This window comes from Sphingobacterium gobiense, from assembly GCF_002980575.1.
GTDB lineage: Bacteria > Bacteroidota > Bacteroidia > Sphingobacteriales > Sphingobacteriaceae > Sphingobacterium > Sphingobacterium gobiense.
In genome coordinates this window covers 431568-446355 of sequence record NZ_PVBS01000002.1, presented here as the reverse complement: position 1 = coordinate 446355, position 14788 = coordinate 431568, and the positions used below count along the sequence as shown (strand labels likewise).

Below are 14788 nucleotides of genomic sequence, written 5' to 3'. Positions count from 1 at the left end.
TAATATTTATTTAAATATGGAAATTCATAACCTATCATTCAATATGCATTACTTTATACCCGCGGGATTTTATAACCGTTATGGTATTTTGCCAATAGATAATTGTTGGCTTTTCTATCCGTAAATTTACGTTTCGCACGATCCCAATATAGTTTTTCACCTGCCCGATACGCTATATTTCCCATCTGACAAAACACCGCTATATGTGCGCCTACCTGAATAGGTGCATTGACCATGCCGCGGTCTTTCTTAGTTATCGCCCGAACAAAATTTTGCATGTGTACATCCAGACCATTGTCTTTTGGCTTCTGCAGCGCAACGGCTTCCATCTTTCCCTTCTCAGGGATGACTTCCCACCCATTTCTATTCAGTATCAGGGTACCATTATCCCCAATGAATGCGACGCCATGGTTTCTATTGTATGGGCCTAGGCCGATACCTATGGCATGTTCCCACTGTATACTGAAGTCTTCAAACTCATAAACGACACTCATCGTGTCGGGTGTTTCAGAAGCTCCGTTGGGATCGGCATATTTACCGCCCGACGCCATCACCGAAACGGGATCGGACACCTTCATTCCCAGTAAAGCGTAATCCAACATATGCACGCCCCAATCAGTCATAAGTCCGCCTGCATAATCCCAAAACCAGCGAAATTCAAAGTGAAATCTATTGGGATTAAATGGGCGCTTTGTTGCCGGGCCCAACCACAAGTCATAATGTACACCTTCTGGAACAGCCGTATCTGGTTTCTTTTCGATGGTCTTCTTCCAGTCTACATAAGACCAAGCCTTCACCGTTCTGATCTTCCCTAATTTCCCTGAATGCACAAAATCGATGGCATCGCGAAAATGTTGTTGACTACGCTGCCACTGGCCTACCTGTACAATACTAGCGCTATCGTCAACGGCTTTTACCATCACGTCACATTCCTGTACGGAATTACCGATCGGCTTTTCAAGATATACGTGCTTTCCTGCTTTCACGGCATCTACAAGCTGCAGACAGTGCCAATGGTCGGGTGTAGCGATGATGACAACATCCACTACATCTTCCGCTAGCATATCTTTATGGGAAACAAATTTCTTGACCTTTATCCCACGTTCAGATAACTCTGCTGCACGTCTCTCTAAAACATTTTCATCTACATCACATAGCGCGGTACATCGTACGTTCGTATTCTTTAATATAGCGTTCAAATTTGCCCATCCCATTCCGTGCGCGCCAATCAACCCAACCCTAAGGGACACTTGGCTGGCGAAAGCTGAAGCAAAGGGCACCAAGGCAGATGCTGCGAAAACGGATGAAATCTTTATGAAGTCTTTTCTATTCATGTAGTGGTTTATTTTTTCGGATCTAACAAACTCAATATGTTTGTTTCAAGCTTACAACTAACCCAAATGTAAAGAATATCAAACGTACTTCCATTACCCGTAATAATTAATTTACGAAAACGTTGTAAAACGGGAACGATATCATTTATTCTTTAATCGTTGGTCCGTTTACCTTGAGTTCTCCGTTTTCCGCTAACTCCAACTCATCTAAAAACACGAGGCGTTCATCTCCTGTTTTACTCGTTCTGCCGTGATACACACACCACATCTTTCCTTCTCTATCTTGCAACAAACTGTTGTGTCCGGTACCCGACACAATGCCTCCACTTTCTGTATTTTTTTGTAAGATAGGATTAGCAGCGGACTTCTCAAATGGGCCTAACGGGCTAGATGCCGTAGCATAACCAACAGCATAATGTTGCCCACCGAAAAAATTAGCGGAGTACATCATATAATACGTATCGTTATGTTTGAACAGGTAAGAACCTTCGGTCCATCTGCGGTTTACTTCACCAGAAGTTACAGAACGGCTTTCCCATTCTGCTTGTTGGTCGTCCATAGAAACGGGGGGTCTGAGCAACAGTACCGGTTCGCCTATAACCGAAGCAAAGTCTGCTGATAACTCTACACCGTATATCCAGCTTTCTTCGATTTCGTTAAACATTTTCTTCTCGCGGGCCCAGTCGGCGATTTCAGACTCTACGGCGTGTTTATAGCAACATCTGGAGTAATATAGATACAATTTGCCATCCTCGGCAAAGTAAACATTGGCATCAATAATCGGATATCCCGGGTCGAATAAAGGTTCTCCGGTCATATCTTCAAATGGTCCTAATGGATTATCGGCTACTGCGACACCTATTTTATAGTTTTCCAATTCATTGTTCGGGTTGTTTTTCCAATGTGCACTATAAAACATATAGTATTTTCCATTTCGCTTGTATACTTCTGGTGCCCAGAAATCTTTTGTTCCCCAGGACTTCTCTTGATCCGCAGAATAAACCTGCTCCCGCTTCTCCCAAGTTTTTAAATCTTTGGACGAATAGGCCATAAAACCATTTTTCACACCTCCTGTTCCATACATATAGTACGTATCCGATTCATCATCATAAACAATAAACGGATCGCCAAATGCTACATCCAATGGATTATTCGACTCGTATACCGCTGCTTTATTATCTTGGCTTTCGGGATTTTCTTGATTTTCCTGACTTTGCGTACGATTGCTATTACATGACAGCATGGTGAACAGCAATCCAATGAGGATAAAAAATAGTTTATTCATGATTTTCTATTGTTTAAAATAAGGTTTATGTTGAGCAACAACACTGGGTGTATCTCCTTTTATAACAGGCCAATCGTCTGCCCAATCTATTTTATCGAGGAACAGCATCCGTCTGCTCGCACCGCCAGCCACCTTCCCTTTTTCGACATCAATGCCATGGTATAAAATCCAATCTTCATCGGCATCATCCGTCATGATCCGAGAACCATGTCCGACACCGACAAATCGTTCGTTTGCTTGAAGTAAGAGCGTTCCATTTCCTCGCTCCTTTAAATTACGTCCCTCCTTATCCAAATAAGGCCCCTTTAGATTATTCGATCGACCGACGACCATGTGATAAGTGCTGTTAACACCTTCGCAACATGATCCACGAGAACCTATAAAATAGTAGTAATTGTTACGTTTGTGGATAATAACGGCTTCTAGATCGCCGGCAGCAATTTTAAATTTATCGTCTTCATCGGTAATTTGAATACCATCTTCACGCAACGGGACACCGTATGTACCTTGTTTGGGCCCGTCGTTGAAACTCCCCCAAAACAAATACTTTTGTCCATTCTCTGCCCACATGAACGGGTCGATTGAATTGGGCACATCGATTGATTTACTGTCGAATAGCTTGCCATGATCCTGAAACGGCCCTTCTGGTTTATCCGAAGTTGCCACACCTATTCCCGGATTCGGGTCATCCCAGATCGAAAAAGCGTAATACAAAAAATATTTACCATTATCATATACGGCTTCTGGAGCCCAAATGCCGCCTCTCTTTTTCCAGCTAGGCTTCGATTCAAAAGCAGACCCGACCAACTTCCATTCAGTCAAATCGCTAGATTTCAGAACGGGCACCAATCTGCTCCCTGCTCCATCCCCCCAGTCGTCTTGTGTACCATAGGCGTAGAACGCTCCTGAAACGGGATCCCGCAGCACGGTGGGATCAGCTAAAATTGGTTCAAATACCGGATTAACAAAACGGGTTTCAGAGCGACTTGCTTTCGGAAGCTGCCCCTGTCCGCTGGTACTGCTTGCGCAAGCGATACACAGGCAAGACGAGATTAACTGAAAAACAGGAAAAACAAACGCTCTACTTTTTCTTTTCATCTTTTATCAATACGACTATTTAAAATAAACAACTTGTTTATAACGGTCCCTTAAAGGAACACTGCTTAAAAAGCAATAGAAACAAAATTGGTAATTGCCGCTTATAAAAAATATTCATTTTAACTCAAAAAAGCGTCGTTTCGTATCATGACAATACGTGGGAACGTATATGCTTCAGCAGACTTTATCCTAAAACAACCGCGACCGGCCATGCTCCGTTAAAAACGATAATAGCGTCAATTTAAAATCTCTCCCAGTAATCGCGTCAGCTCTTCCCCCCTAATGTCCTTTGCAATAATTTTTCCAGCCGGGTCAAGCAAAAAATTACTGGGTATCGACCGAATATACAATGATTTCGCTACGGCATTATTGAAGCCTTTCAGATCGGACACATGATGCCAGACTTGTTTATCATCATGGATCGCTTGTATCCATTTATCTCTGTCCTCATCCAACGATACACCAATTATATCAAACCCCTTTGCACGATATCGACTATACGCTTTTACCAAATGTGGATTCTCTGCGCGACAAGGGCCACACCAACTCGCCCAAAAATCAACCAAGATGAATTTATCTTTCCTAATATCCGATAGCCGCTGCATATTGGAAGAAGTATCAGCTTGTTCAAAGTCTGGAAATACCGAACCGATCGATATATTATCTTTTACAGTAAGCATATCTAGGCATTTTTTGTACTTAAATGTATTTTGTAAATGAGCAGGCATACGCGACAGCAAATCACGGACAAGCGGTAAATCTTCGTCATTTCTAAGCTTGCCGTAAAGAACCTGCAAAACATAATAGGAATCTAAGTGCTCTTCTATAAAACGGGATTGCGCGCGGGTACTTTCTTCTTTGTTATCTAATTTGAATAATTTTGACCACTCTCTGGATAGCGAGTCGGTTTTTGAATCGCTGATCTCAAAATTTCCCCAACCTTTCTGCCAACCCTTAAACCCCGTAAAAAAATGCTCTTTCCCCGGCTCTATCCAACCTTGATATACGATAAAATCACCTACTACGCGTGGATTGTATTTATCCTCAATCGATACGAAAAGCCGAGAAGGTTCTTCGATATGTCCTAATATTTCGAACGCTCCCCCTTTTTTAAGTCGTACCGTGTCTGTTATCCCCGAATCGCCGACTTCATAGTAAAAATAGTAAATAGCGTTTTCAGCTGTATCAATTGTGCCTTTTAATATAAAAGGCTCTTGTGCTTTTGTTAAGGCATGTGTTAACAAAGAAATTAAAATAATTAAAGAAAAACGTGTCATATATATAGAATTTTAAAAGTCAGTTTAATTGGTCAGGTCTTCTAACGTTTCAGAAAATTTAGTATTTCCTACATAACCATCGAGATGACTGTACTTTAACATCCCTTCCTTGGTAAAAAACAAGTAACTGGGTAAAAATTGAATATCCAACGGCTCCATAATCTTTTCACTTTGCTCAGAATATAAAAAATAATGTTCTCCGCCTATCGTTTTTATGAGGTCATTCCATTTTGCTTTCTCAGATGATTCATTGGTAATATAAATAAAAACAAAATCATTTCTGTTTGCATACTGCTCTTTGATAGGCTTCATGCGCGCCAATGCATCCAAACAAGGACCGCACCATGTTGCCCAAAAGTCTACTACAATATACTTGCCATGATAACGGGTGAGAATTTTTTTCAAAATTTCTTCTTCATTCTCTTCAAAAGGCAGAAAATACTTTCTATTATTGAAACTGGAATCAAGTTTACTATTCAGCTCATTTACATGGAACAAGTAATTGACAATAGCTTTGTTTTGATAATACCTAGTTATTTCCATACGCTCATGCTCGGTTAACGGGCTTCCATTTGATATCTTTTCCAGATAAGCTATGGCTAAAGCCATATCATAAAAGATACTGTTTTCATTTTCAATAATGGTGTTAAACCGCTTGACCAAGTTCTGTTTGTACTTTGATAGTCCGACTTCTTCAATTGGTCGAGCTTTTGCATGAGGATCAGCAAGAATGGTCTCCACCAGTTCTCGATAACCTAGAGGCCAAACAATGTCTACATTGGTGTTTAGTGTATTTACGATACCTTGATAAAAAGAATCTTCTTTATGCGAAATCGAGTTAAGTGCTTGCAATGAGTCGAATCCTAGGTTTTTGTTATGCGCAAGTACCCTTTGGTCGTATCTCTTCAATAACTCAATAGTCTTCACTAAAAATGGCATTTTCTTCACATACGTCATAACGGAGCGGGTGGCAGACGATCCATCCATGCCTCTTTGAATCTCTTGGATTTGCCGGAGATAGCTGTCTTTTACTACTTCCGCGGATTCTATACGCTTGTCTTCTGGGAATCGAGGTTGTTCGTAAGAAAACAGCATGTCTCCAATCTTTTCAGCAATCAATTTAGATTGATCAAAAATTTCCTTGTACTGCCCTGTATAGCGAAGTTCAAAGTTGACCGTATCCTGGTGATATATTTCTAGTATGTCTGTTTCGTCTGGCAACAGTACTGTGGTAAAATACGTATTGCGGTAAGTAAAATAAACAGGCGAAGGCCCGAACGTGTAAAAGGATATATGATACGTTGAGTCGTTTATCCGCGCTACGTTGAGAGGCCTATCATAAGACAGCATATTGCCGCCCTGTATATTCGACATGTCCTTACTCACCGGCACCTCTCCTTTGAACTTTATTTCAAGAGAAGTATATCCATCTGTGTATAAAGCCGAATCTTGTGCATAGCACGTCAGATATGGGTAAAAAAGTATTATTGTAAAAATTAAGATTATTTTCATAGCAGCGAAGACAAAATGAAACTAGAACGTTGTTATGTAATAAAAACTTCGAATAGACAGTTGTATTCTTCGTTTATTAAGTTTATAAATGTAAAGTGCACAAAAGACATACTTTTGGCGACCTGTCAAACAAATAAACGTATTATTTTATAAAAAAAGTATCCAGTTTGACTCAAAAAAACGTCGTTTTGTATCACAGCACGAACGATAAAGCACCGATGCTATTCTAAACAGATTGAGACAAAACAGCAATTTATTGATACGATTACGCAATTTCTACAAACGGATATTCACAAACTTTGTGTGTTAAGTTTCCATTAAGGAACCATTATAAACAGTTTGAATACGTAACTAAATTAAGTTTTTATGCTAATTCTTTATAAAACCAATCGTCATTTAATCTTCATGAAACCGAAGTGGATATCGGCTAGTTGCCTATTTTGTTTGATAGCTCTAGGCAATCCGAATCCTGTCATGGCAGCTAATCCAAACATAGAAACGGAAGCGCTGCACGTGCAAACTAAGGAAGTGCGAGGAAAAATAACCGATGCAGATGGTACTCCTTTAGTTGGTGCCACCATCATGGTTAAGGGAACATCTCTCAGTACAGCTTCTGATGAAGAAGGAGAGTACATCTTATCTGTTCCTAACACAGCACAAACATTGGTCATATCGCTAATTGGCTATGAAACAAAGGAGTTACAAATTGGTACCCGAAATGTTATCAATGTTTCATTGTCCAGTGGTACTGATGCGTTAGAAGAGGTTGTCGTTGTCGGCTATGGTACCATGCAGAAAAAGGATTTGACGGGTTCCGTTTCCCAGATCCGTCCTGATCGAATTGCGAACGAAAATCCGAGAACCGTACAGGATATCTTACGAGGCACCCCAGGTTTAAACGTGGGATTTAGCCCTTCTGCAAAAGGAGGTGGTTCCTTGCAAATACGCGGTCAGCGTTCCGTGTATACGGATGGCAACCACAACAGCCCCCTGATTGTCCTTGACGGTATGTTCTTTTATGGAGAACTATCCGAAATCAATCCCGACGACATTGAGCAAATCGATGTCTTAAAAGATGCATCCGCTGCTGCTGTATATGGATCGAAGGCGGCCAATGGTGTGATTATTATTTCGACAAAAACTGGTAAAGTCGGAAAGCCCGTTGTCAATTTTACCGCTAATTTCGGTGCTACAGGGCCTGCCAAATATCGTAAAAGATGGGATACTGACGCTTACCTCCAGCATCGGCAAGATTGGCTCACAAAGAATACCTATGGCGTCAATCCCGAAACAGGAGAATACGAAGCCTACCAAACGGGGGGATTTGCCGATCAACCAGGCTTCTTTATGCGCCCCGACCAATTGCCATCCGCTATATCGTTGGATAGCTGGCGGACATACAGCACCAATGATGAGGGGGAATCCGATTTAAGCATCTGGGCCCGTAGATTGGGCTTAACAGGCAATGCGCTACAAAATTTCATCAACGGCAAAGTGGTCGATTGGACCGACAAGACATTCCGCACAGGATTTGATCAGGATTACAATGCCAGTGTCAGTGGAGCCAGCGACCGGGCCAACTATTATTTCTCCATGGGCTATCTAAAAAATCAAGGGGCTGTGGTCAGTGACAACTACCGGGCAATACGCTCCAATATGAAGGTCAACTTTAAAGTGACTGATTGGTTTGAACTTGGTGCCAATGTAAACTTCCAAGATCGATCTGATGGGAATGTCGAAATTGACATGGACCAAATGATGCGTAACAGTCCATTTGCCGACTACGCCGACGAATTGGGCAATCCGGTGCAATTTCCTTTAAGTCCTGAATTCAGTCAACGCGGTTATAATTACGATTTTCAACGGCAGTTTTTGGAATTAGACAAAGGATTTACGGTCTTCAATACCATATTGCAGGCAAGAATCAAATTACCGTTTAATATTACTTATGCTTTCAATGCCGCTCCGCGCTATCAGTTTTTTTATGATCGCTACTTTATGTCGGCGGACCTACCTGGGTCGGACCCTAAAACACGTGGCGCCAACCGCGAACAAGCTAAACGCTTTGACTGGTCGTTGAATAACACAATAACTTGGGAGCAGACCTTTGCAGAGAAGCACCGTTTTAATGTAACGCTTGTTCAAGAAGCTGAACAGCTTCGTTATTGGTCAGAACGTATTGAAGCAAGAAATATCCTGCCTTCCGACGCTTTGGGTTTTCATGGCGTGGGTTTTGGGAACAAAGAAGACAGTAACTACTTCAGCAACGATACCCACGAAACTGCCGATGCGCTTATGGCTCGTTTATTCTATAATTATGACGAGCGTTATATGCTGACAGCGACAATCCGACGAGATGGCTATTCCGCATTCGGCTCTACCGAACCTTACGGTATATTTCCTTCCTTAGCTGGTGCTTGGACTTTTTCTAACGAAACTTTTTTTCAAAAATGGAAACACATCATGAACTCAGGTAAACTGCGTGTTTCGTACGGTAAGAACGGTAACCGATCGTTGGGTTCACCGTATCTTGCCTTAGCAAATCTTTCCCGAGGGGGAGGCAAAATGCAAGGCTATCTCAACGCATCAGGACAACTGGAATTATACCGCTATTTAATGATGGACAGACTGGCTAACCCAAACCTAGAATGGGAGAAAACGTCCGCATGGAATATCGGCCTAGATTTTGGTTTTCTTAACGACCGGATATCGGGTACGCTCGAATATTATACTATGCAGACACATGATATGATCATGGGACAACGTCTTCCAGGCTTCTCGGGTTTTGGTTCGATCACCACGAATCTCGGACAGGTGAACAACAGTGGGTTAGAACTAGCCCTAAATACAGTTAATATCGATCGGGAAAATTTCAGATGGGCTACTACCGTTGGGTTTTCTTACAATAAGAACAGAATCAAACACCTATATTACGACTATGTGGATGTACTCGACCCAGGTGGCAATGTAATAGGTCGTAAAGAACAGGACGATATTACAAATGGGTGGTTTATTGGACAACCAATCAGCACGATTTGGAATTATCGCGTAACTGGCATCTGGCAAGCACATGAAATCGACGAAGCGGCGCGTTATGGACAAAAACCTGGTGATCCAAAGGTATCTAATAGCTATACAGACGACGATGTAATTAGTGAAGACGGTTCTGTAACCCACGTTTATAACGACAGAGATAAAGAATTCCTTGGAGAAGCCACTCCACCATATCATTGGTCTTTGCGAAACGAGTTCACACTATGGAAAGATCTCTCCTTTTCGTTTCAATTATATTCGTACATGGGGCATAAAAGTCTCTCAGGAAATTACTTAAACAATGACGATGACGGAGGTCATATGCAGTACGCTCTAGCCAATCGGCCCGCCAAAGAGTATTGGACGCCCGATAACCCCACGAACGAGTTCGGAAGAATAGAAGCCTCGGGACCAGTTGGCGCAGCGGGAGCACAAAAACTGTACAATCGCTCATTTATTCGTCTAGACAATATTTCTATAGGTTACACACTGCCTCAACGCTGGACATCCATGTATAATCTAAACCGTGTTAAGGCATTTGGAGCCATACGGAACACAGCTACTTGGGCACAGCAATGGATCTACGGTGATCCCGAAACCGGAGGGTGGGCATCCCGCACATTTACTCTAGGATTGAACTTAACTTTTTAGATGATTTAGAAACTAAAAGATATGAAGAAGATAATACCATATTTAAATCGTGGAAAATTGGTACTGATGATCGTCGGCGTACTATTGAGTAGTGGCTGTTCGCGGGATTTTTTGAATCCAGACCCACTATCTTTTTACGAACCCAATACCACCTTTAGTACAAGATCGGGAATAGAGGCAACACTGGCTATTTGCGACCGTCACCTCAAACTGTACTGGACAACCGATCACAACGAAATGCTCTCACTTGGCACAGAATATATCTTTTCTGAGCTGATGGTCGCCGGAGCTACCGACAAGCGCAATATGTTCGCTGATATTGCGAATATGCTTACACCGACCAGCGACGATGGAACACATCAAGATCTTAACAGGACCAATAGCCTTTGGTACTTTTGGGACGAAACCTACAAAGGAATTAGAAATGCAAACACTATACTTCATTATGTGGACGACGTAGAGGAATTAGATGAAGCTACCAAAAATAGATTTAAAGGACAGGCTTACTTCCATCGTGCTTTTCGCTACATGGCTTTGGTGTTCCAATATGGCGATGTACCACTTGTGACCAAATTACTGGAAGTGCCCAAACAAAATTACCGGAGTACCAAACGCGAGGCTATATTGGAAATGATTACCCGCGAAATGGAATTTGCCGTAGAATGGGTTCCTGAACAAAGCGAGATCGGACTCATCGGCATGGTCAATAAAGGGGCCTGCCGGATGCTTTTAGCAAAGTGCTACCTAGCAATCGGCGAATATGAAAAAGCAAAAGAACAAACGGACATCCTGATTGACCAGTCAGGATACAGCCTCATGACCAACACCTTCGGCACTTTTAACGAAGGCGGAGAGCCGGAAACATGGCAGATCACCCGAAACGTCATCTGGGATTTACATCGATCCGAGAACAAGTTGATCTCATCTAACCAGGAGCTTATTATGGGTATGCCCAATCGCGGAGCAGAGGCAGAATCTTTTGTCAAATTACTGACCATGCGCATCCTATACCCGTTCGTTTTCGACAACAGAGTGCAGGCCAAAGACGGTCGACAGGCGCTGATGAATATCCGTCGTAACACGGCCGACTATAACCCCCAATACGATTATATGCGCGCTTTTGGACGTGGTATCGCAACTTTTCGTCCGACACGCTTTCATATGACCAACTTATGGCAGGTAAATGGTACGATGGATGAGACAGATTTACGGCACAGCTCCGAAGCAGGCAACTGGATTCGGATGGAAGATTACCGAGTGAACAACAAAGAATCGTCAGAATTTGGTAATCCACTCACTCTCTTTGATAACAATGGGAGACTTTTATGTAGCGACACAATCCGTCGCTGGTTCGATGTACCACATTATAAGCTATATTTGGATGACCCTGTTGCTGAAGCGAATATCGTGGGGTCAGATGGACATCGTGGTGCTACCAACGGCGGTCATGCGGACTGGTATCTTTATCGTTTGGCAGAAGCCTATCTCCTACGCGCAGAAGCTAAATTCTACATCAACCCGAGTGATCCAACCATTAAGGATGATTTGAATGTGATAAGAGAACGAGCACAGTGTAGCGAACTATACACGGGCACTGTCACGATAGGTGACATCTTGGATGAACGCGCGCGCGAGTTGTATTGGGAAGAATGGCGTAATGTAGAATTAAAGCGGGTATCCATGTGTTTAGCACATAGTGGCAGACCCGACGAGTGGGGAAATACATACAGCCTAGAAAACTATGACAAACAGCAAGGAACCGATGCTAGCGGGGGCAGCTATTGGTACCAGCGCATCGTGCATTATAGCATGTACAACAAAGGTCCCATACAAATCAATGCTCCAGGAAATAGCAACCCGCACTATCGGATGGACAAGAAAAATATGCACTGGCCAATACCTAATTCGGCTATTACCGCCAATAGCAGGGGACGTTTAGCACAAAACTATGGTTACGATGGCTATGATCCGGCAACACCTAAATGGGAAACGTGGCAAGAAGCTGTTGCCGATGAAGATAGCGCAGGAGAATAATGATTATGATATGAATATTTCTAACAGAACGAATAATGGGCTTCAAAGCCTATTGTTCGTCATTATGTATTTATTGCATCTACAAGCAACATTCGCACAAAATTACTATAACGCATCCCAGCAAAACCACAAGCCCAACTTCCTCATCATCATGGCAGATGATCTTGATGTTCAGCAACTCAGTTGTTATGGTGGAAAAAATTTGGAGACTACACACATCGACCGGTTAGCATCAGAAGGGTTAAAGTTTAATTCCATGATCGCATCGGAAGCTATGTGCATTCCTACGCGAGCTTCCTTATTAACAGGTTTATACCCTGCTCGGCACGGCGCATACCAGAATCATAAGCCGGTAAACAAAGGGCTAAAAAGCATCGTACATTATCTTGGAGACTTGGGTTATCGCGTAGGGCTTACCGGAAAAGACCACATGACGAAACCAAAAGCCATCTTTCCTTTTGACCTCATCGATGGTTTTGAACCAAATTGTGTATCCCCAACGGATGTTTATTTTTTAGACAGTGTCCAACACTATATCACGCAAGGTTCGCCCTATTGTCTGTTCATCATGAGCAACAATCCGCATGCCCCTTGGACAGTCGGTGACCCGAATGAATTTAATCCTGCGGAATTGGCGCTACCAGCGCATTGGGTCGACACCGAGCAGAGTCGTACGGAATTCTGTAAATACTTAGCAGAAGTCCGACGTCTAGATAATCAGGTGGGCGATGTTTTAGCAATGTTAGAAAAGACAGGTCAGGACAAAAACACCATCGTTATTTTCCTGGGAGAGCAGGGTCCACAATTCCCCGGTGGAAAATGGAGTCTATATGATTATGGACAGAAAAGCGCTATGATTGTTCGGTGGCCAGAAAAAGTGAAGGCTAAAATAGAAACGGATGCGATCGTACAGTACGAAGATATTACGCCTAGCCTTGTCGATATGGCAGGGGGTGAACCCATTGACGGTTTGGATGGAAAAAGCTTTAAGCAGGTACTAACACATCCCGAAAAACCACATCGCGATGTTGCTTTCGGCATTCACAATAATATCCCGGAAGGTCCAGCATACCCTATACGCAGTATACGGGACAACAAATACAAATTAATTCTCAACCTCCTACCAGATGCCACTTATACGATAAAGTGGATGATGAATGATAAAAACCCGACACTGGTATGGCCAACTTGGATAGCCCAAGCAAAGCATGATGAAGACGCAGCTAGGTTAGCAAACCGCATCTCGCACAAACCAGCTGTAGAATTCTACGATTTACAAAACGATCCTAGCGAATTACATAACCTGGCAGAAAATCTGGCCTATAAGAAATTAGTTAGAAAATACACAAATCGCCTGCAGAACTGGATGAAAGAACAAGGCGACTCCGGTATAGCTATGGATACAAAGTTTTAAATCTATTAACTAACAATACATCTTATGTTTAGAAAATCATTTTTACTGTTTTTGACAGTTTGTTCCTTTCAACTATTAGCAGCTCAAGATAATCCATTAAAGAGTTTTCCAAAAGGATCAACACCGAAGGAAGTCGGAAAACGGTTAGCCGATCATTTTGTTGGTAGTCGACATGACCTTTATGCAGGGAAATGGATGCACTACGCTAGCGTCTGTGCCTGGAATGGGGCGTTAGACTACGCTCTGAAAACAAATGACAAAAAACTCATTAAACAGCTAGAGAACAAGTTCGAGCCATTTTTTACGTATGAAAAATCATTATTACCACCAATGAACCACGTAGATTACAATATGTTCGGAAGTCTTGCGCTGAAACTCTATCAAATCAATAAGGATGAGCGTTACAAAGAATTAGGTTTAAAGTATGCAGATACCCAATGGGAAGTCCCGGCAAATGCCAAAGCAGAGGAGAAGGCTTGGGCAAATAAAGGTTATTCTTGGCAGACGCGTCTTTGGATCGATGATATGTACATGATTACTGTGGTCCAGGGTGAAGCCTATAAAGTGACCGGCGACAAGAAATACCTAGACCGCGCAGCCAAAGAAATGGTGATGTATCTGGATGAGTTGCAACGTCCAAACGGACTGTTCTACCATGCACCGGACGTACCCTATTATTGGGCGCGTGGCGACGGCTGGATGGCAGTCGGAATGCCCGATCTCATGCGTATGATGCCCGAAGATCATCCGGATCGTCCACGTATCATGGAAGGCTATTTAAAGATGATGAAAAGCTTGAAAGAACACCAGCAACCCAGCGGCATGTGGAACCAACTGATCGATGAACCTACATTTTGGGCTGAAACTTCTGGAACGGCTATGTTCGCCTACGCTTTTATTGTTGGTGTGCAGGAAGGTTGGTTGGATGCGGCCGAATATGCTCCAGCAGCGCGGAAGGCATGGCTGGCGATGATTCCCTTTATCGACGAACGTAATAACGTGACGGAAATCTGTATCGGTACAGGCAAGAAGAATGATAAACAGTACTATTATGATCGTCCGCGCAACCCGGGGGACCTTCATGGGCAAGCACCTTATCTATGGTGCGCGGCTGCTTTATTGGGGAAATAATTTCAAATATTACTAACAC

The 14788-nt window shown here is 42.7% G+C and carries 9 protein-coding genes; 4 read left to right on the top strand and 5 right to left on the bottom strand.

The features are described 5' to 3' along the window. Positions 1–53 precede the first annotated feature (53 nt). The 5 genes from C5749_RS11000 to C5749_RS10980 all read right to left on the bottom strand — a co-directional run bounded on the left by C5749_RS11000 (position 54) and on the right by C5749_RS10980 (position 6368). Complete coding sequence (locus C5749_RS11000; RefSeq protein WP_105725998.1) at positions 54–1334, bottom strand: Gfo/Idh/MocA family protein; 1281 nt, start codon at positions 1332–1334, stop codon at positions 54–56. A gap of 145 nt (positions 1335–1479) precedes the next feature. Continuing rightward, positions 1480–2619: a glycoside hydrolase family 43 protein gene (locus C5749_RS10995; RefSeq protein WP_105725996.1), complete on the bottom strand. Its 1140-nt coding sequence runs from the start codon at positions 2617–2619 to the stop codon at positions 1480–1482. 6 nt (positions 2620–2625) lie between these two features. Further along, on the bottom strand, positions 2626–3717 hold the full coding sequence (locus C5749_RS10990; protein ID WP_105725994.1) for a family 43 glycosylhydrolase: 1092 nt from the start codon (positions 3715–3717) through the stop codon (positions 2626–2628). A gap of 236 nt (positions 3718–3953) precedes the next feature. Further along, complete coding sequence (locus C5749_RS10985) at positions 3954–4994, bottom strand: TlpA disulfide reductase family protein (RefSeq protein WP_105725992.1); 1041 nt, start codon at positions 4992–4994, stop codon at positions 3954–3956. A gap of 24 nt (positions 4995–5018) precedes the next feature. Continuing rightward, positions 5019–6368, bottom strand: coding sequence for a TlpA family protein disulfide reductase (locus C5749_RS10980; protein ID WP_219847968.1), 1350 nt, complete (start codon positions 6366–6368; stop codon positions 5019–5021). Between the two features lie 504 nt (positions 6369–6872). On the opposite strand from C5749_RS10980, the gene C5749_RS10975 reads away from it, so the two are divergent. Genes C5749_RS10975 through C5749_RS10960 form a run of 4 tightly spaced genes read left to right on the top strand, consistent with a single transcriptional unit; the run spans position 6873 to position 14769 of the window. After that, positions 6873–10190, top strand: a complete 3318-nt coding sequence (locus C5749_RS10975; RefSeq protein ID WP_219847967.1) for a SusC/RagA family TonB-linked outer membrane protein — start codon at positions 6873–6875, stop codon at positions 10188–10190. A gap of 21 nt (positions 10191–10211) precedes the next feature. Next, positions 10212–12224 carry a RagB/SusD family nutrient uptake outer membrane protein gene (locus tag C5749_RS10970; protein ID WP_105725985.1) on the top strand — a complete coding sequence of 671 codons (2013 nt, stop codon included), beginning with the start codon at positions 10212–10214 and terminating at the stop codon, positions 12222–12224. Then, on the top strand, positions 12148–13638 hold the full coding sequence (locus C5749_RS10965) for a sulfatase family protein (RefSeq protein WP_245893725.1): 1491 nt from the start codon (positions 12148–12150) through the stop codon (positions 13636–13638). Before C5749_RS10970 ends, C5749_RS10965 begins: the two co-directional genes overlap by 77 nt. Positions 13639–13662: 24 nt before the next feature. Further along, positions 13663–14769 (top strand): glycoside hydrolase family 88/105 protein, encoded by a 1107-nt coding sequence (locus C5749_RS10960; protein ID WP_105725983.1) that lies wholly within the window; start codon positions 13663–13665, stop codon positions 14767–14769. Positions 14770–14788 lie beyond the last annotated feature (19 nt).